The organism is Mesorhizobium sp. M5C.F.Cr.IN.023.01.1.1 (assembly GCF_003997585.1).
GTDB classification, from domain to species: domain Bacteria; phylum Pseudomonadota; class Alphaproteobacteria; order Rhizobiales; family Rhizobiaceae; genus Mesorhizobium; species Mesorhizobium wenxiniae.
Genome location: NZ_RZSU01000025.1, coordinates 14,391 through 36,703 on the forward strand (window position 1 = coordinate 14,391; position 22,313 = coordinate 36,703).

Below are 22,313 nucleotides of genomic sequence, written 5' to 3' on the forward strand. Positions count from 1 at the left end.
GCGTCATTCGGCCGCAAACGATTCCGATCACCGCCGTTACTACGCTTTCTCACCTCTTGGCTATTTCGCGCTCCGCGCGCGGACGTAGCTCCAGCGGCAAATGGGCGGCAATTTCGGTGTTGGCGTCGTGGAAACGACAAAATTGGCCCGCCGGAAAGGATGAACCTGGGCACCGCTATGTCGTTTCGGGGACTTTAAACGCTTGTCATGCGTGAGATCAACGCCGTGCTGGAAAACCGACCATTTACTGATTTCACAACGTACAATAGTGTGACATCAGAGGGGAGCGTGATGACGAGCGGAACGGACATTCTTGATGCCGTCGTCATCGGTGCCGGTTGGGCGGGACTAGGTGTCAGTCATGCGCTGACGCAGCGTGGCTTGCGTCATCGAGTGTTGGAGCGGGGTCGTATCGGTGAGACTTGGCGGACCCAGCGCTGGGACTCCTTTCGGGTAAACACGCCCAACATCCAGACGGTCATGCCTGGGGATACCTATGACGGCCCCGATCCCGACGGTGCGATGACAAGCGGCGAGTTTGTCGCGCTGTTGGAGGACTATGCCGACCGGTATGGCCTCCCGGTGGAGACCGGTACGCCGGTGACCGACCTTGTTGCGAGCGATGACCTGTACCGGCTGGCCGTTCCGCGCGGCGCCCTGTGGGCGAGGAATGTGGTGATCGCCAGCAGTAACCAGAATTGCCCGGCGCGCCCGCCTTTCTCTGCTTTGTTGCCGCCCGAAGTCCAACAGATAGATGCATCGGCCTACCGTAACGCATCTGGTCTCGACAGTGGAGCCGTGTTGGTGGTCGGAAGCGCCCAGTCGGGCGGCCAAATCGCCGAGGACTTGGTCCAGGCGGGGCGAACCGTGTTTCTTGCAACGAGCCGAGTCGGCCGGCTGCCCCGAATGTATCGAGGTCGTCACATCTCGGTCTGGATGGTTCTCAGCGGGCTGATAGATGTGACGCGCAGGGAATTGCTCCAACAGGGGCCTATTCCTGGAAGGCCGCTGACAGGAGCGCTCCATACGATCAGCCTGCAGTCCCTCAGTGCGCAAGGCGTTGTCTTGCTGGGTCGGCTCACGGGCGTCGACGACGGCCGTCTCTCGTTCAGCGACGATGCAGAAGAGCATGTTCGCCTTGGAGACGAGGGCTCCGCCAGAGTTCGAAGCCAGATCGACGAGTTTATCGCGCGCAACGGGATCGATGCCCCCGAGGCTGAGCCGGACCCGGCGGAGGTGATAGGCGCGCTTCTGCCGAATCCACCCGTCCGGTCAATTGATCTTGCCGCGCGGGGGATCACAACGGTGATCTGGTGCACCGGGTTCAGAGGGGATTTCGGGTGGGTGTGCGTTCCCGATGTGCTCGATGCACAAGGCCAGCCCTTGCACGAGAAGGGGTTCGCTAGCGTCCCTGGCGTGTATTTTGCCGGCCTGCCTTTTTCGATCTCGCGGCGGTCGGGCACAATCTTGGCAATCGCGGAGGAGGCAGCCCTGCTGGTCGAAGATATCCAACGTCGTTTAGACAACCTGCATCTGACGTCCCGACTCAGTGATGCCGAATCTCAGCGAATAATCATCCGTTAGACGGATTCCATCCCTCGCGAGATTCAAGCTATTAACATGAATCGCCGCTAAGGGGGTTGATAGCGGACATCTGGCTGTGCCCGGTTTTGTTCTGGAATGGCGGAAAATGGCGCGCCCGAAGAGTGAAACTGGGCACCATTATGTGATTGAAGTCGCTCCGTAAAAACTTTCAGGCGGTTTCAGGAGCCTTGGCCTTTGCCAGGTCCTGCAGGAACTCTTCCATCAGCGGCCTGTCACCGAACCGGCGGTAGGCGCGCTCTGCTTCCAGCGAGAATTCCGGATGCGCCTCGATCAGCTTTGCCATCGTCTGCTGGGCTGCCTCGACCTCTCCGCCCCCGCCCTGCAAAGCGGCCTGAATCAGAAGGCAGTTTGCATCGCGCGGCGCCCGGATCAGGCATTCCTCTATGACGGCGGAAGCCTCATCGCGGCGGTCAGCGGCGTAAAGCGCCTGCCCGTGCACATAGGCATAGTACTCGGGCGCCATAGGATGAAGGCGGCGGGCCCGCTCTGCTTTGGCGACGGCGTCATCATATTCCCCGAAGCGAACCTGCGCCTTTGCAAGCGCCATCATGCTGTCGGGATCGTTAGGATTGAGCTCCACAGCGCGCCGTGCGGCCTGCAAGCCGCCTGAATAGTCGCCCTGGATGGCAAGCCCGAAGCTGATGACCTGATAGCCAAGGCCAAGATTGGGATCGAGACTGACCGCCTGCCGGGCTTCGCTAAGCCCAAGATGGAGCTCCGGGGCGTTTGCCCGGCCGTCACCGCTCTGCGCCACGCTGGCGATATAGGTCAGCGCGAGGCCAGCGCGGGCGGCCGCATAGGACGGGTCCATTTCAACGGCGCGCTGGTAGAGGCCCCGCGCTTCCAGAATGTCCTGCGGGTCATTGGCGCCGTGCCGGTAGCGGTTGCGGGCCTGCAGCACGAGGTCATAGGCCTGCAGATTGTCGGTCGGGCGCTCCGCCGCTGCGGCCGCCTCGCTCCTGCCGATATAGGGCGCGATCTGCGCGACGATTTCGGTGGTCAGCTCGCTCTGGACGGTGAACACGTCGGCGACCTGTCGGTCAAAACTGCGCGACCACAGATGCGCGCCTGTCTTTACATCGATCAGCTGCGCCGACACGCGAAGCTGGTCGCCTTCACGGCGGGCGCTGCCTTCAACCACATAATCAACGCCGAGCCTCGCCCCGAGCTTGCGCACGTCCGTATCCTGCCTGCGCACGGCGTAGGTGGAATCGCGCGCGATTACCTGCAGCTCTGAATTGCGGGCAAGGGCTGTCGTCACATCCTCGGTCAGTCCGTCCGCGAAATACGATTGCTCGCCGCTGCCGCTCATCGCGGCAAAAGGCATGACCGCCACTGACGGCCTGGGGTCGGCTCGGCTCTGGTCCATCGACAAGGCGGCCGGGATGCGGCTGACCATGGCTGCCAGGGAGAGCGGCTGGATCTGGGTGCCGATAAGGATGAGGGCTATGGCGGCCACGCCATAAGACCAGCGGGCGGCGGTGCTGCGCAGCACCTGCGGCACCCGCCGCCATGGCGACCACTGAGAGCCCGCGCGCCTTACGCGATAGACGTTGAGAAGTTCGGGAATGTTCTTGGCCCGCCTGCGGCCGATGCGGACAAACCTGTCCGCGCTGTTGCGGTCGGCCGCCATCACCACAGCGCCGCTGACGAATATCTGCCCCGGATCGCACATGGCCTCAAGACGGGCGGCCACATTGACGCCGTCGCCGTATACGTCGCCGTCATCTTCGATGACATCGCCAAGATTGATGCCGATGCGCAGCTCGAACGGGCCCTTGTCGAAGCCTTCCTGTATGGCCAGCGCCGCATCAACCGCTTCGTTGACGCTGGGAAACATGGCGAGAAAGCCGTCTCCCGTGGTCTTGACGATGCGCCCGCCATGGCTGGCAATGGTCGGATCAATGAGCTCATCAAAAACAGCGCGCAGCTTCGCGTAGGTGGAAGCCTCGTTTTCAGCCATCAGCAGGCTGTAGCCGACGATATCGGCGGCCATGATTGCCGCGAGCTTGCGTTCCATCAGCATTATTCCTGAGCGGCGGGCCATGCACGGACTGTTACCACTGACACATAAGGCGACGCACGGCCCAAGATTAGACCAATAATCCCGGATAGACTGTCAACACAGCTCACAAATGCGTGACGATTGTGGCCTATAGCGTTCTGACCTTCGTCAGCCATCATCTGCTTCGTCCGGAGCCGTCCGTCGCCGCACTGGCGGAGGGCGACGCCGCATTGAACGGCCTGGGCCTTGCCTGCCTGCCCGACCACGCGCTGCACCCCTTCCTTGCAGAAGGACGGCTTCAGCAGGTGCTGGAGGACTGGTGCCCGCTCTCACGTCCGGGAGCGTTCGGTTTGGATTTAAAGCCGAACGCTCAGAGACGAGGTCCACATGGGCTTTCGCGGTCAGTGAAACGAAGGTCGCGTCTCGGACCCTTCGAGACGTTTGTCATCCGTGGCTGCCATTCAATGCGATTATGGCGAAGCACACTGCGGCAGGCGCAGCGGCTTCTTTACCTTCGCGAGTTCTTCCGCCCTGGCGCAATCAGGAAAGCCGACGAGCCGCATGGTTTGGATCAACCGCTGGCGCTCCGCTTCGCTGAATCCAGGAATATTGATAAGTCCCTCGACGGTCAAATTGGGAAACCGCCTGAGTGCGTCCGTTACTGAGACCTTCGCCTCTTCAGTTCGGCCGAGTGCCGCAAGCGCGCCAGAACGTATCACCCAGTGTTTCCTTCCATAGTTTTCCGGCGTCAAGCGGTCCAGCATCCGCAGGGCATCCTCATACCGGCCCGCCATGAAGTAGGCATGAGTGAAAATCCTGGCACTCCACATCGGAAAACCGGGGTTGAGACTGACCGCCTTGTCGACCAGTTCCGCGGTGCGCTCAGGCTCGCCGAAGGTCGAGGCCCAATCGATATAGAAAGTCAGAACTTCGAACTGACCGGGAGCGAGGCGCAGTGCGGTATCGAACTCTGCCTTGGCGCGTTCGAACTCGCCTCTGTCACCTAAAAGCATGGCATAAACAGCATGCGCCTCAGCATCGCTCGGGTCGAGCAGGACGGCGCGCTCGGCAGCCTCGGCAGAGAGAGCCCGGTTCTTGTCGGGTTCAATCCCAAAACCGGCCAAGACACCATGGGAATGGCTAAGTTCGACCCAGGCGCGGGCAAGGCCGGGGTCCAGTTCGACCGCACGGGTGAGCAGCCTGACGGCCTCCTCGACATCCGCCTGATTGACTTGCTCGAGTTTTTCGGTGCCGAGCAGATAAAGTTCGTAGGCATTGAGATTCTCGGGCGGCTTTCGGTGGGCGGTAATGCGGCCCGCCTCCTGGACCAAACCTGCGCCGCCGCCGAGGCGGTTCGAAATCTGCTCGGAAATTTCGATCTGGATTGCGAACAAGTCCTCGTCCGGCCGGTCCCAGCGCTGCGACCAAATGTGTTTGCCCGTTTTGGCGTCGATGAGCTGCGCCGTAATTCTTACGCGGTCAGACTGACGCTGGATGGAACCCGCGACCACAAATCCTGCGCCAAGCGCCTTACCCACTTCACTCGGCACGGCTGGTTTGTCCCGGTATTGTTCAGTCGAGTTACGGGCGATCACCTGGAATTCAGGGAACCCCGCCAGATCGGTGATTATGTCCTCGGTGAGGCCATCGGCGAGGCGTCCGGTCGCCTCGTCGCCGCCATAGTTGTCGAACGGCAGCACCGCTACCGACGGCTTCCCGACTACTGTCGCCGTCGGCCAGAATTGCCATACCGAGCCGACAAGAACCAGGATAAGGATGGAAACGACTACTGCCGCCCAAACCCAGTGCGGAAACGATGACCGCGCTGGTCGGCGTCGGGCTTGTCCCTCAAGGATGACGCGGAAGGCCTGCACCGGCTCGGCGATGTTCTTCACCTTCTGTTCGCCCATCGGCTCGAAGCCGAAGGCCAGCTTCTTCTCAACCTCCCTGGCGACCTTTGCCGAGACACAGATGCCGCCCGGGTCTGCCAGCTGCTGAAGCCTGGCCGCAACATTGACGCCCTCGCCAAACCGGTCCTCGCCCTCGACGATCACCTCGCCGAGATTGATCCCGATCCTGACCCGGATCCGCTGATCCTCGGGAACGGCGCCGTTCCGTTCCGCCAGCCCGCGCTGCAGCGAGACGGCGCATTCCACGGCATCCACGACGCTGCCAAATTCGGCGAGCATCCCGTCGCCCATAAGTTTGAAAATGTGGCCGTGATGCCGGGCAATCTCCGGCTCGAACAGTTCCTTACGTCCGGCACGAAGGCGCTCGAATGTGCCAGCCTCGTCGCGTTCCATCAGCGCTGAATAGCCCACGACATCAGCAGCAAGAATGGCGGAAAGCTTGCGGTCCATTGGTTCGGCCTAACCTTACCGGATTATAGGACTGGTCGCAGTTAAATGAAACGACCGACCTCAACAGCGCTTCAGGGGAACCCGCGTTTCATCCAACACTTCTACTGAACGCCGCAGGCAGTCCCTCGGTGCCCATGTGAGCCCGATTGTTCGTGTGCCTCCCGCAGATCGTTTGCAATGTGAGGACCGGCGTCGAACGCAGCCCCACGGATCGGTGGGTGGCAAAGCGGCGCATGGCCTAGCCTTAGCCTAGCTTGCCGCCGCCGGTCTGATTGGCCACGGGTGTGGCCTTTGCTGTGGTTCACGACTACGCGCTGCTTTCGGTGATAGTCTTCGCAGGCACCATCAACCCGTTGGCCGGCAGCGGCCGTATCCCCAACAAATAGACCGCATCGTTACAACATGACGAGCTTGAATTCATGGCTTTGGATGTTCGACACGCGCGAAAGCGGCCAGACCTCCGAATAACGCCACAAAAGCGATGATGCCGATCCACCCGATGATCTGGCGTGTCCGCTCCGGTCCTTCCGGCATTTGAAGCGCCTCGACTTTGTGCCACATGACATTGATGTAGTTGTCCGGTTCGGCGGCCAGCCCATTGTCCTCCGTGTCGATTTCCAGCATGACGCCCGGGATCGGCCCATCGGTGACGACCATCACGTGAGCTGGCGCTGCACGTGCGATCACCTCTCCGTTCCGTCTCACTTCCGCCCAGCCCCAGAGAGCAATCTTTGGCCGCATCTTCGGTAGCTTGGCAGTGCCTATGCCGGTATCGCCATGCATCTCGTGCTCATACACCGCGCCCGACCAGGTCGTGTAGCGGCCTAGTGGATGCCGAGGCATCGGCTTGTCTATTCTTACGGCGTAGCTCGCGTCGCCGGTCGTGAACTCAGCAGAAACGTGTATTTCGTCAGTGTTCTGAACATGCGACCAGCGATTTCCCATTTCGACCGTTTGGACGACGATCGTGCCGTTCATCGCCTGGGTGCTGTTCATGTCCACGGGGTCGGCTCCTGTCACGCGCACGCCGTCGCCAGAAGCCTGCGCCGAGGCCGCCAATCCATCGGTGCCTCTCACCTGCGCATGGGCGGGGTCGGCCGGCAGTCCGAGCATGGCAGCCGCAATGCCGACTCCTGAGACGACTATCATGCGCCGGTTCTTCATCAGCCAAACGGCGATCCACCAACCGATCAGCGCCGAGACGAAACCACCGGGAAACGACAGCCACCACAGATCCCTGTAGCCTGAATAATAAGGCTCTTCGAACGGCAGGCCGCGCGGACCGAGATACATAGCGTAGGTGGTCCAGACCAGCGCGAGCATCAGCGCTCCCACGGTCCAGCCTGTCGGGCCGGCGCCTGCATAGGCAGTCCAGACGCAGACGAAGACGAAAGCGATCAAGATGTGCTGGACGAAGAAGGTGATGCCCGGAAAATCCTGCAGCAGAAGAAGTTGTGTCAGGATGCCGTCGATCGCCACGATCATGACAGCGGTCACAAGGCCATAAACGACGAAGCGCCATGTTTCGCCGCGCTCCGCTTCGAGCGCCGGATGGTTGCGCCGCCACAGCCACAGCGCCATCAGATAGCCCCCGAAAATTGCCAGGAAGTGCACCGGCACGCCGGTTATCCAGAGATGGTTGAAGTCAAGCCACTCGGGCTCCTGCGGCAAGCCCACGGGCGCCAGCCACTGGTAGTAGATCTCCAAGATGAGGGTGTGGACGGCGGTCAGGACAAGGCCCGGGATGATGCCAATCCCAAGAAAGGCGGTGCCGAACAGGAAGACAGTTGTGATGAGGAACGTCTTGGTGATCCAGTACGTCCAGTAAGGATCATTCTCCCAAAGCAGACCATGAGCGATGGCCGCGTCGACGAATATGGCCGAAAGTCCGACCAGAATACTGAACTTGATTGCATCTTTTACGAGGAGAAACATGAGCCGCTCCCGCATTGCGCGATGAATCATGCACAACTCCGGAGCCCGGCGGCTGTTCCATTTTGGCAGCGACCTCGCGATCTAGACTAGGAGCGCCGTCCCGTCCGGTCCGTCCTAGATCGACTTGAGGTATTCGATTAGATCGCCCTTCTCCTGATCGGTCAGGTTGAGGCCGAGATGCCCGTTGTAGTGCTCGACAATGTCCTCGAGCGTGGCGAACCGGCCGTCATGATAAAAGCCGCCCTTGTGAATTTTTTCCGTATCCCACAAGGCCCGCAGCGATGCCGTCCGGTAGCGTCCGTCCGGAGATCTCATCGCCTGGAAATCGTCGATCCCGATCTCGTCTGCGGTATGCAAGTTCCATCCCGGCTCGGTGAAGAGCGGCGGCACGTGGCAGGTGCCGCATTTGGCCTTGTCGTTGAAAAGGACCTCGCCTTTCTCTGCGGCCGCGCTGTCGAATGCACCTTCCGGCGGTTTCGGCGTCGGCAGTGAAAGCTGGTAGAAGTGAAGCGCCGGCAGCTTGGCGGTGATGCGGTCCTCCTTGTCCTGCGTATGGCCCTGTTTTGTCCTTGCCGCAACCGGATACTTCTCGGCATCGTCAAGGCGCGGATCGTAAAACACGCCCTTGCCGTGCATTTCCAGATTGCCGACATAGGCATTCCAGTAGCTCACGGTGCCCCAAGCTCCAGTCCATGTGTGGTTGTTCACGCCGGCCAATCCGAATGCGGGCGGATTGAGCGTCGCCGCTGTCTTGCCGTCCGGACGGAACGCCTTGCCGTCGAGGTTGAGCTCCGCATCGAATTTGCCGGGACCCCACGCCTCCACCGCCTTTTTTACATCCGCTTCGGATATCTGCAGCATCTCGGTGAACGCCGTAAGGTCCGGCGCCAGCGCGACGATCGCGCCTATGTTGAGGTCCCGGTTGGGCCAGCCGTCGAGCCTTTGCCCGACGCCGGGCGCGTAGGTGTCATCGACCGTCGAATGACAGACTGCACATTGAATCCCCACCGAGGTCAGCGTCTTACCGTCTTCGGAGAAGAAGCCGGTCACGCCGACCACTGCATCGGCTTTCAGCAAGACAAGGGTGCTGGCCGGGTCCGCTAGGTCAACCTCATTTCTGCCCAGCGCCTCCACCACCTCCTTCGGGATAGCCGAAACGTCCACTTTCAGACCGAGCTCAAGGGCTTTTTGCGGGCTGAGACCGGGGCCTTTTCCGCCATTCTTCTCGCCGGCGATCGCCTCGTGGAGCTTGAGTTTGCCGCCCCAGAAATCCTCGCTGCCGAAAGTGTCGAAGCGGAACGTCTCGCGGCCTTCCTCGAGATACCGCCTGGCTTGCTCGGCCGCGGCGGCGTCAAAATCCTTGCCGCTGATCGCGCCTTTCGCGCCCCTTTGAGCAGCGGCGGGGATAAGTGTCGAAGACAGCAGTAAAGCGAAGAGCAACCCGGTGCGCGTCGGCATCTCACGTCCTCCCAATGACGATTGCCAATCGGCCGTCGTTCATTCGCGGGAGGTGCTCCCACGCGATACGCATGGCAGCCGAATGCATTCAAAGCTTCTAAATCAACAAAGGTTCCGTGCAGCGGCAATTTTCGACACCCGCTTTAGGCGGGGTCACCGCAGTCTTCTGGCTCGTGGAGCCGGCACTGGGTCGGCGATGCGACCCGTGTGTTGATGCTGTAAAGGTCGCCAAATGGCGCAACTGCGACCTCCAGCCCGGTCGTCTGCTGTATCCGCTTTAAGTTGCTGGCTGAGCTAATTTCAATGGCCGACATCAGGCGCTGAGCTGTCCGGCATCCCGCAATTCGAACTTCGCCGCGGTGGATCTTCGCCTGTTCCCTGGTGGCGCGTACGCCAAGCTGCGACATGGTTCGAAGGAATGTCCGGTCTTCCAAAAACGGCTTAAAAACCGGCTTAATTTTGAAAACTAAGCCGGTTAGAGTCGCGTCATGATCTCTGAAAGATTAGCAATTTCAATTGGTTGTAATGGCGCGCCCGAAGAGATTCGAACTCCTGACCCCCAGATTCGTAGTCTGGTGCTCTATCCAGCTGAGCTACGGGCGCGCAACAGGCCATACTTGCATGGCCCGCGATCCGATCCTTAACGACCGGCCGCGATGTGACGTGTTCCCTAGCGACTGAATTTCCGAAAAGCAAGCCGATCCGGCAAAAGTTTTGTTGTTCGTGCCTTGACGAGGATCGGGTGGGCAAGGATCAGGCCGGGCGGCGCAGGCCGTTGCGGGCCTGGTCGAGCCGGACCGGCTGGTCGGGAATGGTTACCGCGAAGGTGGTGCGTCCGCCTCTGCTTTCGACAAGCTCCACCGTACCGCCATGGGCGCGGATCAATTCATAGGCGATTGCCAGGCCGAGCCCGGTGCCGCCGCTGCGGGCCGAGCCGCGGAACGCCGCAAACAGGTTCTCGCGCGCTTTCGGCGGCAGGCCGGGGCCGGTGTCGGTGACGGTGATGCGGCTGACGCTGCCGACGCGCTCGGCCGACACTGCCAACCGGCGCACCACCGCACTTTCCGCGTCCGCCGCCATCGCCTGCACGGCGTTGCGGCAAAGATTGGTGAGCACGCGAAAAAGCTGATCGGAATCGGCATCCACCTCGAAAGCCAGATCGACGGCATTGACGAATTCGATGCCGCCTTCGGTGTCGAGCAGGCCGTGGACGTCGTCGACCAGTTGGCGCAGCCTGAGCCTGCGGCGCGAGGGCGGCGGCTCCTGGGTGCGGCCATAGGCGAGCACACCTTCCGAATAGGATACGGCACGATCGAGCGCCCGCAGCAGTTTCGGCGCGAAGGCTTGCACGGTCGGGTCCTTGACCTGGCGCAGACGATCCGACATCAGCTGCGCCGACGCCAGGATGTTGCGCATATCATGGTTGATCTTCGACACGGCGAGGCCAAGGTCGGCGAGATGCTTCTGCTCGGAGAGCATCTTTTGCAGCCGCTCCTGCATCTGCGAGAGCTCGCGCTCTGCAACGCCGATCTCGTCGGCGCGGGCAGCAGGGCGGATGATCCGCCCGGGGTCGTCGGGCGCCTCGGAGAAGGCCAGCATCGAGCGCGTCATCGTCCGGATCGGGCCGATCATGATCAGGTCTATTGCGGCATAGACCAGCATGGCGGTGAACAGCGAGATCAGCAGCGAGACGAAGGCGACGTTGCGCGAATAGATGAGCATGGCATCGCGCAGGCTGTAGTCGGGCATGATCAACTCGAATTCCTTGTCGCTGTCGCCGACCGGGCCGAAAACGCGCAGCATCCGCTCGCCGCCGAAAAACAGCGTGTCCAAAGCGCCGGTCATGCCCTCGACTAGGCCGATATTGGCGATGTCGATATGCTCATCGACGTGCGGCGGCATCTCAGCCACGACCAGAAGCCGCGAGACGCCGCCGTCGCGCACGGCGATCGCCTTGGCGCCGATCGCCATCAGCACGTCGTTCTGGGCGGCGCGGGACAGCGAGGCGGGCTCTCCCTGCACCAGCACGATCGAGACGGCCGCAGCGGTGCTCAGCCTCTCCTTCAGCCAACTCAGCCGGTAGCTGGCGATCCAGGGCAGAAAGATAAGGACCTCGGCCAGGAGCACGAAGACGATGGTGAGCAGCAGGAGCTTTGTCGACAATCCACGCGACAAAGGCACCCTCCGGGCGGCCGCGGTCGCCCGATCGGTCCTTTCATCCGCGGATGGGATTTCACTCATGCTGCTTTTTCTTCACGATCACTTGATGGAACGAGATTAGGCCATTGCAGCTTTTTTGCCAATTTCATCCTTCGTCCCAATACGGGATGAGACCGCCCAGACTTCGGCCATCACACTTCAGCCAATCGGCTGAGGCGCCGGATGTCGGCGCCGGATTGACTTCCAATACCCTTCTTTCTATAAGCCCGCTCACGCTCGGGCCATTCGTCCCGGCGCGGTTTCGATCGCGCCAAAGCCGGCCCGGCGAAGCTCCTGTTACAGAGTGACAGAATCAAGAAGGGCCGCACCCCGCGGTATTAAAACAAATGAAGCGTACCTACCAACCGTCCAAACTCGTCCGCAAACGCCGGCACGGTTTCCGTGCCCGCATGGCCACCAAGGGTGGTCGTGGCGTCGTCGCAGCCCGCCGCAACCGCGGTCGCAAGCGGCTCAGCGCCTGAACGGAAGACGAGATCGTTGCCCGCAACCGGCAAGCCAGTGGGGGCACATCCCAAGCGGCTTCTGAAACGCGCGGAATTCCTGGCTGTCCGGCGTGGCGAGAAGCGCCGCGGGCGGCTTTTTCTCGTCGAGGTTCTGGACCGCAGCGACGCAGAGGCGCCTCGCGTCGGCTACACGGTCACCAAGAAGGTCGGCAATGCAGTCGTCCGCAACCGCATCCGGCGGCGGCTGAGAGAAGCCGTGCGCACGCATGCCGCGGGTGACATGGAGCCTGGCAATGACTATGTCATCGTCGGGCGCGAAGATGTGCTTACCATTCCGTTCGGCCAGTTGAAGGCCGAACTCGCCCGCAGACTGCGCGGAACACGATAGGCCAAGGCTTTCGATGGAAAACAACCGGAACTTCTTCATCACCATCGCGCTGTCGGTGCTGATCCTGTCGCTTTGGCAGTATTTTTACGTGATGCCTTACAGCGAGGCGCAACGCGAGGCGGCCCGTATACAAGAGCAGCGGATAGCGGAGCAGAAGAAGGCGGCCGAAGGCGCAAGTCCGGGCGGCAGCGAAACGCCGGTGCCGCAGCAAGGCGCCATTCCTAATGCACCCAATGCACCGGGGACCGACGGCGCGACGCCTGCCGGCCGCGAGCAGGCGCTGGCGTCGACGAAGCGCGTCAGGATCGACACGCCGAGCCTGGAGGGCTCGATCAATCTCACCGGCGCCCGTCTCGACGACCTCAAGCTCAAGCACTACACGCTGACGGTCGACAAGAACTCGCCCGAGATCGAACTGCTCAACCCGGCAGCGCTGCCCACTGGCTACTATGCCGAGATCGGATTTGTCGGCAGCGACAAGACCGGCACGGTGCCGGGCCCGGAAACCGTGTGGACCGTCGATGGCAATGCGACGCTGACGCCGGCGACCCCGGTCACGCTGAGCTTCACCAACGACAAGGGTCTGACCTTCAAGCGCACCTTCTCCGTCGACAGCGACTATATGTTCACGGTCTCGGACACGGTGCAGAATTCAGGCTCAATCCCCGTCACCCTGTCGAATTACGGCCGCGTCACCCGCTTCGACAAGCCTGCCGTTGCCAGCATCTATGTGCTGCATGAAGGGCTGATAGGCGTCACCGGCACGGAAGGCCTGCAGGAACACAAATACGCGGCCGTCGAGGAGGACAAGCAGTACACGCCGGGCAAGTCGACCGATGGCTGGCTGGGCATTACCGACAAATACTGGGCGGTGACGCTGGTGCCGACCGAGAAGCAGCCGTTCCAGCCGCGTTACGCTTATTTCGACGACGGCCGCCCGCGCTACCAAGCGGATTTCCTCACCGACCCGATCACCGTCGATGCCGGCCAGTCGGCGACGGTCGAGACCGAAATCTTCGCCGGCGCCAAGGAAGTCGCCAAGGTCAACGCCTATGCGGAAGATCGCCATATCAGGCTGTTCGACCGTTTGATCGACTGGGGATGGTTCATCTGGATCACCAAGCCGATGTTCTACCTGATCGACACGATGTACAAATTCTTCGGCAATTTCGGCCTGGCGATCCTGGCCACCACCGTCGTCGTCAAGGCCGTCTTCTACCCACTCGCCAACAAGTCCTACGCGTCGATGGCGAACATGAAGAAGGTGCAGCCCAAGATGCTCGAGATCCGCGAGAAATACGCGGACGACAAGATGAAGCAGCAACAGGCGATGATGGAGCTCTACAAGACCGAGAAGATCAATCCGCTCGCCGGCTGCTGGCCGGTGGCGCTGCAGATTCCGGTCTTCTTCGCACTCTACAAGGTGCTCTACATCACCATCGAGATGCGGCACGCACCGTTCTTCGGCTGGATCCAGGATCTGGCGGCGCCCGACCCGACCTCGATCTTCAACCTGTTCGGCCTCATTCCGATTGCACTGCCAGACATGTTGATGATCGGCGTTTGGCCGCTGATCATGGGCCTGACCATGTTCCTGCAGATGCGCATGAACCCGACGCCGCCGGACCCGACACAGGCCATGATCTTCACCTGGATGCCGGTGGTCTTCACGTTCATGATGGCCGGTTTTCCGGCCGGCCTCGTCATCTACTGGGCCTGGAACAATCTGCTTTCGATCATCCAGCAAGGCGTGATCATGAAGCGGCAGGGCGCCAAGATCGAATTGTGGGACAATCTGGTCGCGCTGTTCCGGAAGAAACCGTCGCCGGCGGAATAGAAGGCGCTCGCTTTTTGCGAATCCAGAAAAGCCCCGGGACCGGGGCTTTTTTGTTGGGACGAGCCGAACCGCCGGCGAGCGGCGAAACCCGTCGGCGCGGCGGTAGACGCCGCCGCGACACATCCCTATAAGCTCGCTGTTGTTTCAGGAGCGCTCCGTCGATGAACAGGTAAGGATGATCCGCTGCGCACGCGGTTGGTGCTGCCGGGCGGATCACGCTATTTTAACCTTGCCTGTTATTCGTCGATGGAGGCAGACCATGATCGGACCCAACCCCAACATCAAGCACCCGATCCCGATGCATAGCCGCGTCGGTTTCCTGAAGGGACTGGTCACGGCGCCGAACATCGAGATCGGCGACTTCACCTATTATGACGATCCGGACGGGCCGGACAAATTCGCCGAGCGGTGCGTGCTGCATCATTATCCATTCATCGGCGACCGGCTGATCATCGGTAAGTTCTGCGCCATCGCCGAGGGCGCGCGCTTCATCATGAACGGCGCCAATCATGCCATGTCCGGCTTTTCGACCTATCCGTTCAACATCTTCGGCCATGGCTGGGAAGAGGGATTCGACCCGGCGACCTGGTCGAAGGAATTGCGCGGCGACACAGTGCTCGGCAATGGTGTATGGATCGGGATGGAAGCGGTGATCCTGCCCGGCGTGACGATCGGCCATGGCGCCATCGTTGCGGCAAAATCGGTGGTGACGCATGACGTGCCACCCTATGCGATCGTCGCCGGCAATGCGGCCAAGGTGGTGAAGATGCGCTTCGACGACAGGACCATCTGGCGGCTTTTGGCGGCGGCGTGGTGGGATTGGCCGGTGGAAAAGATCAGCCGCAACCTCAATGCCATTCGTGGCGCCGATATTTCTCTTCTGGGGGCAGCGGTTTGAACGCGTTGAACAAGACCGTGATCGGCATCGAGCTGTTCACGCGGCCGTGGATCTTCATCCGCGGCGTGCCGGCAATGAAGTTCCTGCCGCCTGAGGGGCCGCCGGAGATCGCCTTTGCCGGCCGTTCGAATGTCGGCAAATCGTCGCTGATCAACGCCCTGGTCAATCAGAAAGGGCTGGCGCGCACGTCCAACACGCCGGGGCGGACGCAAGAGCTCAATTATTTCGTTCCGGGTGGATTTTCCGGCGAAGGCGCCGACCTGCCGCCGATGGCGCTGGTCGACATGCCGGGCTACGGCTACGCCACCGCGCCCAAGGAAAAGGTCGACGACTGGACGAAACTCGTCTTCGACTATCTAAAGGGCCGCGTCACGCTGAAGCGCGTCTACGTCCTGATCGACGCCCGCCATGGCATCAAGGCCAAGGACGACGAAGTGCTGTCGCTGCTCGACAAGGCGGCGGTCTCCTACCAGATCGTGCTGACCAAGACCGACAAGATCAAGGCGGCCGGCGTGCCGCGATTGATCGAAGAGACACTGCAGAAGATCAAGAAGCGGCCGGCCGCATTTCCGTTCGTTCTCGCCACGTCCTCGGAAAAGAGCGAGGGCCTCGAGGAATTGCGCGCGGCGATCGTGCTGGCAGCCAATGGCGGCTAGACTTGAAAGCCCGCTCTAAACGAGGCGTCCCTGGTCAGCCCGAATTCGACCCGCGCTCTTCCGCGGCAAGCTGCTCGGTGCCGTAGGCTTTCAGGAACATGTCGACGCCCGACCTGACGACATTTTCGATCTCAGCGGGGCTTGGCGCCTCGGTGCGATAGGCAAATATGCACTGACGGAAGAGACCGGCCAGGCACAGTTCGGTGAACTGATAGGCGGCAAGGTCGACATCGTCGATCTTGAGCAGGCCGCGTTCGATGGCGGCGTTGAGAAAATCGCCAACCTTGTCATGGCCGCGCTTCGGGCCGCGTTCGTAGAACCGCGCGCCAAGTTCTGGAATTCGCTCCGACGCGCCGATCACCGTGCGCTGCGCCAGGATGACCTTGGCCGAGGTGATCTTGGCGGACAGCACCATGCCGAATCGTACCAGCGTGCCCCTGATATCATCGGTCCGCTCGAGCACGTCGTACATGTTCTTGAAAATCGTGCCGCGTTCTTCCTCGATCAACGCCTCGAACAGTTCTTCCTTGTTGGCGAAATAGACATAGATCGTGCCCTTGGAGACGCCGGCCTCGCGGGTGATGTCGTTCATCGACGCCGCCTCGAAGCCCTTGTCGATGAAGACACGGCGCGCGCCCTCGATGATCTGGCTGCGCTTGACCGGGTCCTGTCCCGCCGCGGGGCGGCCGCGACGCAGGCCATCCAGCAGATCGCAGTGGTCCTTGTCGGGTTCGGTCATAGTGTCACACCTCGAAAAATATTCGAACCGATCGGTTCGATCCACCCTTGATATGGGCCTCTCTCCGCGCTAAGTCAATGTCCGCATCGAACCGAACGGTTCAGTCTTACTGATTGTTTCCAGAGAGATGCCCAGTTTCCAGAGAGATGCCAAGAGAGATCCCATGTCCTCGAACGCGACCCCCTCCGCCGAAGTCCGTCCCTTCCCCAACGCCAAGATCGCGCCAGCAACCGAAGCGCCGAACGCACCGACTGAGCCGGCAATAAGTCCTCCAGCCGAGGCGCCGACGAAAAAGAAACGTTCGGCACGCTCCCTTCTGTTGCCGATCATCGCGCTTGGCTTGCTGGGCGCAGCTGCCTGGTATGGCTACGATTACTGGACCGACGGGCGCTTCATGATCTCAACCGACGACGCCTATGTCCAGGCCGACATGGCATTCATTTCGCCGAAAATTTCCGGCTATGTCGATCAGGTCAAGGTGACCGAGAACCAGCAGGTCAAGGCAGGCGACCCGCTGCTGGTCGTCGACAATGGCGACTACAAAATAGCGGTCGCCCAGGCCGAGGCGCAGATCGCCACCTTGAGCAAGACGCTCGACCGCATCGACGCCCAGACCGAGGCGGCGCGTGCATCGCTCGAGCAGGCGCAGGCGCAGAAGACCGCCGACCAGGCCGCCGCCGCCAATGCGGCGCGTGTTCAAACGCGCGCCGCCCAATTGCTCAAGACACATGTCGGCACCCAGGCCCAGCTGGATGATGCCCAGACCGCGGTCGAGCAGGCCAATGCCGCCCTTGTAGGTGCCGACGCCCAGATCGCCGCGGCGCAGGCCAATATCGGTGTGCTTCAGGCGCAGCGCGCGGAGACGGCGAGCACGCTGGCATCGCTGCAGCTTGCCCGGGACAAGGCCGCGCGGGACCTGTCCTTCACCGTGCTGCGCGCGCCCTATGACGGTGTGGTCGGCAACCGCTCGGTCGAGCAGGGCGACCTGATCAGCCCCGGACAGAAGCTCGCCGTCATCGTGCCGATGGACAAGCTCTACATCGTCGCCAATTTCAAGGAGACCCAGCTTGCCCGGCTGGTGCCCGGCGAAAAGGTCCGGATATCGGTCGACGCGATCGACGGCCAGGATTTCGAAGGCACCGTCTCGTCCCTGGCGCCGGCATCCGGCGCGGTGTTCTCGCTGCTGCCACCGGAAAACGCCACCGGCAATTTCACCAAGGTCGTGCAGCGCGTCCCGGTTCGGATCGACGTGCCGGCGGATGTGCTGAAGACAGGCAAGCTGCGCGCCGGCCTCAGCGTCGTCGTGGCCGTCGACAGCCGCACCGCGCCGGCCGCGTCGAACTGAGCGGCCGCTTGGGAGCACTGCCATGGCAACCGCGACCTTGACAGCAGGATCGCCGCCGGCGAGGCCGGCTACGCCTGACACCATTTCCACGCGCCGCATCATCGCCTTCCTGGCGATGGTGTTCGGCATGTTCATGGCAATCCTCGACATCCAGATCGTTTCGGCCTCGCTGGCCGAGATCCAAGCGGGCTTGAGCGCCAGCTCCGACGAAATCCCGTGGGTGCAGACTGCCTATCTGATCGCCGAAGTCATCATGATCCCGCTGTCCGGTTTTCTCAGCAGGATGCTGTCGACGCGCGTGCTGTTCACCGTCTCCGCGGCTGGCTTCACCGCGGCCAGCGCGCTGGCGGCGACCGCCACCAACATCGACCAGATGATCGTCTACCGCGCCATCCAGGGCTTCATCGGCGGCGGCATGATTCCGAGCGTGTTCGCTGCCGCCTTCACCATCTTCCCGCCGTCGCGCCGCGCCATGGTGTCGCCGATGATCGGCCTGGTGGCGACGCTGGCCCCGACCATCGGCCCGACCGTCGGCGGCTATATAAGCCATGCCACGTCATGGCACTGGCTGTTCCTGATCAATGTGGTGCCCGGCATCCTGGTGACCGCCGCGGCGTGGTCGCTGATCGACTTCGACAAGCCCAATCTCAGCCTGTTCCGCAAGTTCGACTGGTGGGGCCTTGCCGGCATGGCGGCTTTCCTCGGCTCGCTGGAATACGTGCTCGAGGAAGGTCCTAACAACGACTGGCTTCAGGACCAGGCCGTGTTCATCTGCGCCATCCTGATGACGGCCGGCGCGGTGCTGTTCTTCTGGCGCGCCTTCACCGCCGAGGAGCCGATCGTCGATTTGAAAGCCTTCACCAACGTCAACTTCGCTTTCGGCTCGCTGTTCTCCTTCGTCATCGGCATCGGCCTCTACGGCCTGACCTATCTCTATCCGGTGTATCTCGGGCGTATCCGCGGCTACGATTCCCTGATGATCGGCGAGGCTCTGTTCGTCAGCGGTCTGGCGATGTTCGCCACCGCGCCGGTGTCCGGCATCCTGTCGCGCAAGATGGATCCGCGGCTGATGATGATGGTCGGCTTCTTCGGCTTCGCTGCCGGCACCTGGCGCATGACCTATCTGACTGCCGACTGGGATTTCTGGGAGCTTTTGGTGCCGCAGATCCTGCGTGGTGCCTCGATGATGCTGTGCATGGTGCCGATCAACAACATCGCACTGGGAACGCTGCCGCCTGACCGGCTTAAGAATGCATCCGGCCTGTTCAATCTCACCCGCAATCTCGGCGGCGCCGTCGGCCTTGCCGTCATCAACACCGTGCTGATCGACCGCAACGCCTTCCACTACGCAAGTCTGGCCGAGCATGTGCAGTGGGGCAGTGCCGAGGCGCAGACCAAGCTGCAGAACATGACGCTTGACTTCCAGCAAAATGCCGGCCTGGACGCATCCAAGGCGGCGATCTCCAAGCTGTCTGGCATGGTCCAGCAGCAGGCGTCGCTGCTGTCGTTCATGGACGTGTTCTATCTCTTGACAGCGCTGTTCGCCACGCTGGCGATCTTCACGATGGTCATCCGCAAACCGGCAGAGCCGGCGGGCGGCGGCGGTGGCGGACACTGATTGCGCAACTTTGCGCGTCCAAAAAGGACGCGCGGCGCTGTAGGTCAGGCTGTGGCCGGCTTGAAGGTCAGGGCGACGCCGTTGATGCAATGACGCAAGCCGGTCGGCGGCGGACCGTCCTCGAAGACATGGCCGAGATGGCCGCCGCAGCGGCTGCAGTGGACTTCGGTACGGGTCATGCCCAGGGATCTGTCCACGGTCATGCCGACGGCGTTGGGAATCTCCTGCCAGAAGCTCGGCCAGCCGGTGCCGGAATCGAACTTGGTTTCGGAGGAATAGAGCGGCAGGTCGCAACCGGCGCAGGCGAAGATGCCTTTGCGGTGCTCGTTGAGCAGCGGGCTGGTGCCGGGATATTCGGTGCCTTCCTTGCGCAGCACATTGAAAGCCGCGTCGGACAGGATGGCGCGCCACTCGGCCTCGGTCTTGGTGACCTCGAAGGTTTCGGCGGCGCGTGCATCCTGCGGCCGGCCCATGCGCAACGTTGCTGCCGTGCCTGCCAACAATGCCACGGCAGCAGCACCGCTCCAAAGAAAGTCGCGCCGGATCATCACCATTCCTCCTCTGTCCATTTGCCAAATTCGACCGTCATATGGAAATCAAAGGCTAGTGACGGCCAGCTCCTGACAACGGGCACTCCGCACCTGCCCCACGCCTACAGCGGACGGCGCGGAGTGTACGCTTGTCGATTGCGCGGGTCACGCAAGCGGAACCCGCGCACTCGGCATGGAACCTCAGCCATATCTTCGCTGGCGACGACCTCTTTGTTACATCTTCGGCAGGAGAACCTTGTCGATGACGTGGATAACGCCGTTCGACTGCTCGACATCGGCGACTGTCACATTGGCGACATTGCCGTTCTCGTCGGTCGCGGTGACCTTACCGCCGTCGGCCTTGAGCGTCAGTTCGCAGCCGCCAACCGTCTTGACCTTATGCGCGCCACCATCGTCCATGGCCATCTTGGCGACGTCGGCGACCATCGCCTTGGCACCGATGACATGGCAGGTCAGGATCTTGACCAGCTTGTCCTTGTTTTCGGGCTTGAGCAGCGTGTCGACGGTGCCGGCCGGAAGGGCGGCAAAGGCCTCGTTGGTCGGCGCGAACACGGTGAAGGGACCGGCACTCTGCAGCGTGTCGACGAGACCACCGGCCTTGACGGCCGCAACCAGCGTCGTGTGATTCTTCGAGTTGACGGCGTTCTCGACGATGTTCCTGGTGGCATACATGGCGGCGCCGCCGACCATCGGATTCCGGGCATAGGCGAAGGTAGCAAGCGCGGAGACGGCGACCGTTCCGGCAAGCAAAAGGGTGGCGAATTTACGCATGATTTCAATCTCCTCAGTTTTATCTTTACCCTCTTTTGGGGCGCAAGAAGATACGGGAGATCAATGCGTGAGTTTCGTCGTGCAGGAGAAAATTTTATTTTTTATAACGGCGATTCAGAGCAGAGACCTTCTCGTGTGCTACTCCTAAGCTCACTCAACTAGAGGAGATCGATTTAAAATGTTCTCGAAAAGTGAAAAGGCAGGGCTATCAGACGCTTTTCAAATCGCCCGCAGCGACCACAGGGCCGGTCGGCTGACCGGTCGGCGAGCCGCCGGCCGGCTCGACGCTGACCGCAAGAACGGCACCCTGCGCAAGCTTTTCCTGCACGGACGGGGAGATAGTCATATGCGCGGTCTGACCGGCCGGGATGACGCCCATCGAGACCGGCGGGTTCTTGCCCTCGATCATCCACAGTTCGAAATCCTTGCCGGCGGCGCGCTCGCCGGAGACATGCGACAGGCCGACCTCGCGACGGGCGGCATCATAGACGGCGAGGTATCTGACGTCGCTGCCATCGGCAGCCAGCGAGGCGACGAGCCGCGGCTGCTCGGCCGGCGGGTTGAGGTACGGCACGGCGATATAGATCGCCAGCGCCGCGACAGAAGCGGCGGCAAGACCGCGCCAGAAGGAAAGGCTCGACCAGAGGCCGGCGCGAGGCGCTGCGACGAACAGCCGGCGATCCAATGCCTCCTTGACCCTGATCGGCGGCTCTGTCTCCGGATAGGCGGCGGCCATCGGCGAAAGATGCGCCTCCCAGGCATCGACAAGGCGCGCGAAAGCGGCGTCCGCATCGATACGGCGTGACGCGATCTCGCGTTCGTCCGCGTCCAGCACACCGAGAACGTACTCGGCGGCGAACAGGTCGTCGCTCCCTGGTTCTGATCCGTCATCCTGCGCCAGCGTCATCTTTCCAGACACTCTCTGAGCTTCAACAGGCTGCGCCGCAGCCAGGTTCGCATCGTGTTCAGCGGCACGCCATGGCGTACGGCCAGTTCGGCATAGCTTTCGCCGTTCAGATAGGCGCCCCGGACGGCCGCCGCCCGGTCCTTTTCCAATTCATCGAGACAACGATAGATGCGCTCCGATTCACCGCTCGCAACAACCGCAGCCTCCGGTCCCGGTGCCGGATCGGCCACCTCGAGCGCAGCATCGATATAGGTGGCAGGCTCTCGCCGCGCCCTTATCCGATCGATCGCGTGATTGCGCGCAATGGCCACCAGCCAGGAAATCGGGCTTAGCTCCGAGACGGCGAAACGGTCCGCCTTCGTCCATATCTTGACGAAGACCTCCTGCAGCGCCTCTTCTGCCTCTCCCCGGTCCTTCAATACACGAAGGCAGATGCCGAAAAGTTTCGCGCTGCTCTGCCGGTAGAGCAGATCGAACGCAGCCCGGTCCTTCATCGAGGTCCGGACGATCAGGTTGCTGATGTCCTGCGGCGTCATCGGCTGCCAAATTAGGCAATTGCAATGTATTTGCAACGGCC

General features: G+C 61.7%; 18 protein-coding genes and 1 tRNA gene. 8 read left to right on the forward strand and 11 right to left on the reverse strand.

The features are described from left to right. Positions 1-291: 291 nt before the first annotated feature. The gene (locus EOA78_RS12860) at positions 292-1,584 is read left to right on the forward strand and encodes an NAD(P)/FAD-dependent oxidoreductase (RefSeq protein WP_127315498.1); all 1,293 of its coding nucleotides are present in this window, start codon (positions 292-294) and stop codon (positions 1,582-1,584) included. A gap of 169 nt (positions 1,585-1,753) precedes the next feature. Here EOA78_RS12860 and EOA78_RS12865 read toward each other — a convergent pair whose 3' ends face one another. From EOA78_RS12865 to EOA78_RS12890, 6 genes are all read right to left on the reverse strand, one after another. After that, positions 1,754-3,625 (reverse strand): tetratricopeptide repeat protein, encoded by a 1,872-nt coding sequence (locus tag EOA78_RS12865; protein ID WP_127315446.1) that lies wholly within the window; start codon positions 3,623-3,625, stop codon positions 1,754-1,756. 455 nt (positions 3,626-4,080) lie between these two features. Continuing rightward, the gene (locus tag EOA78_RS12870; RefSeq protein ID WP_127315447.1) at positions 4,081-5,970 is read right to left on the reverse strand and encodes an adenylate/guanylate cyclase domain-containing protein; all 1,890 of its coding nucleotides are present in this window, start codon (positions 5,968-5,970) and stop codon (positions 4,081-4,083) included. A gap of 417 nt (positions 5,971-6,387) precedes the next feature. Then, a complete protein-coding gene (locus tag EOA78_RS12875; RefSeq protein ID WP_127315448.1) occupies positions 6,388-7,905 on the reverse strand; it encodes a hypothetical protein in 1,518 nt (505 codons plus the stop codon). Positions 7,906-8,019: 114 nt separating this feature from the next. Continuing rightward, entirely contained in the window at positions 8,020-9,363 is a 1,344-nt protein-coding gene (locus EOA78_RS12880) for a hypothetical protein (RefSeq protein WP_127315449.1), read from the reverse strand. Positions 9,364-9,889: 526 nt separating this feature from the next. Next, a tRNA-Arg gene (locus tag EOA78_RS12885) sits at positions 9,890-9,966 on the reverse strand. A gap of 150 nt (positions 9,967-10,116) precedes the next feature. After that, on the reverse strand, positions 10,117-11,604 hold the full coding sequence (locus EOA78_RS12890) for a HAMP domain-containing sensor histidine kinase (protein ID WP_127315450.1): 1,488 nt from the start codon (positions 11,602-11,604) through the stop codon (positions 10,117-10,119). A gap of 305 nt (positions 11,605-11,909) precedes the next feature. On the opposite strand from EOA78_RS12890, the gene rpmH reads away from it, so the two are divergent. The 5 genes from rpmH (at position 11,910) to yihA (ending at position 15,805) form a co-directional block, all read left to right on the forward strand. Next, positions 11,910-12,044, forward strand: coding sequence for a 50S ribosomal protein L34 (gene rpmH / locus EOA78_RS12895; RefSeq protein WP_008833937.1), 135 nt, complete (start codon positions 11,910-11,912; stop codon positions 12,042-12,044). Positions 12,045-12,060: 16 nt separating this feature from the next. Next, a complete protein-coding gene (gene rnpA / locus EOA78_RS12900) occupies positions 12,061-12,414 on the forward strand; it encodes a ribonuclease P protein component (protein ID WP_127315451.1) in 354 nt (117 codons plus the stop codon). 13 nt (positions 12,415-12,427) lie between these two features. Further along, a complete protein-coding gene (yidC, locus tag EOA78_RS12905) occupies positions 12,428-14,251 on the forward strand; it encodes a membrane protein insertase YidC (RefSeq protein WP_127315452.1) in 1,824 nt (607 codons plus the stop codon). A gap of 259 nt (positions 14,252-14,510) precedes the next feature. Beyond that, a complete protein-coding gene (locus EOA78_RS12910; RefSeq protein WP_127315453.1) occupies positions 14,511-15,149 on the forward strand; it encodes a CatB-related O-acetyltransferase in 639 nt (212 codons plus the stop codon). Next, positions 15,146-15,805, forward strand: a complete 660-nt coding sequence (yihA, locus tag EOA78_RS12915; RefSeq protein WP_127315454.1) for a ribosome biogenesis GTP-binding protein YihA/YsxC — start codon at positions 15,146-15,148, stop codon at positions 15,803-15,805. Before EOA78_RS12910 ends, yihA begins: the two co-directional genes overlap by 4 nt. 34 nt (positions 15,806-15,839) lie before the next feature. Here the strand turns inward: yihA and EOA78_RS12920 are convergent, their stop codons facing one another. After that, complete coding sequence (locus EOA78_RS12920) at positions 15,840-16,544, reverse strand: TetR/AcrR family transcriptional regulator (RefSeq protein ID WP_127315455.1); 705 nt, start codon at positions 16,542-16,544, stop codon at positions 15,840-15,842. A 163-nt stretch (positions 16,545-16,707) separates the two neighbouring features. Here EOA78_RS12920 and EOA78_RS12925 point away from each other — a divergent pair, with 163 nt between their 5' ends. Further along, positions 16,708-17,889, forward strand: coding sequence for an HlyD family secretion protein (locus tag EOA78_RS12925; protein ID WP_127315456.1), 1,182 nt, complete (start codon positions 16,708-16,710; stop codon positions 17,887-17,889). A gap of 22 nt (positions 17,890-17,911) precedes the next feature. After that, entirely contained in the window at positions 17,912-19,507 is a 1,596-nt protein-coding gene (locus EOA78_RS12930) for a DHA2 family efflux MFS transporter permease subunit (RefSeq protein ID WP_127315457.1), read from the forward strand. A gap of 44 nt (positions 19,508-19,551) precedes the next feature. Here the strand turns inward: EOA78_RS12930 and msrB are convergent, their stop codons facing one another. The 4 genes from msrB to EOA78_RS12950 all read right to left on the reverse strand — a co-directional run bounded on the left by msrB (position 19,552) and on the right by EOA78_RS12950 (position 22,272). Then, positions 19,552-20,055, reverse strand: a complete 504-nt coding sequence (msrB, locus tag EOA78_RS12935) for a peptide-methionine (R)-S-oxide reductase MsrB (protein WP_127315458.1) — start codon at positions 20,053-20,055, stop codon at positions 19,552-19,554. A 216-nt stretch (positions 20,056-20,271) separates the two neighbouring features. Then, positions 20,272-20,829: a fasciclin domain-containing protein gene (locus EOA78_RS12940; protein WP_127315459.1), complete on the reverse strand. Its 558-nt coding sequence runs from the start codon at positions 20,827-20,829 to the stop codon at positions 20,272-20,274. A gap of 208 nt (positions 20,830-21,037) precedes the next feature. Then, the gene (locus tag EOA78_RS12945; protein WP_127315499.1) at positions 21,038-21,736 is read right to left on the reverse strand and encodes an anti-sigma factor; all 699 of its coding nucleotides are present in this window, start codon (positions 21,734-21,736) and stop codon (positions 21,038-21,040) included. Continuing rightward, the gene (locus EOA78_RS12950; protein ID WP_127315460.1) at positions 21,733-22,272 is read right to left on the reverse strand and encodes a sigma-70 family RNA polymerase sigma factor; all 540 of its coding nucleotides are present in this window, start codon (positions 22,270-22,272) and stop codon (positions 21,733-21,735) included. Before EOA78_RS12950 ends, EOA78_RS12945 begins: the two co-directional genes overlap by 4 nt. Between the last annotated feature and the right edge of the window lie 41 nt (positions 22,273-22,313).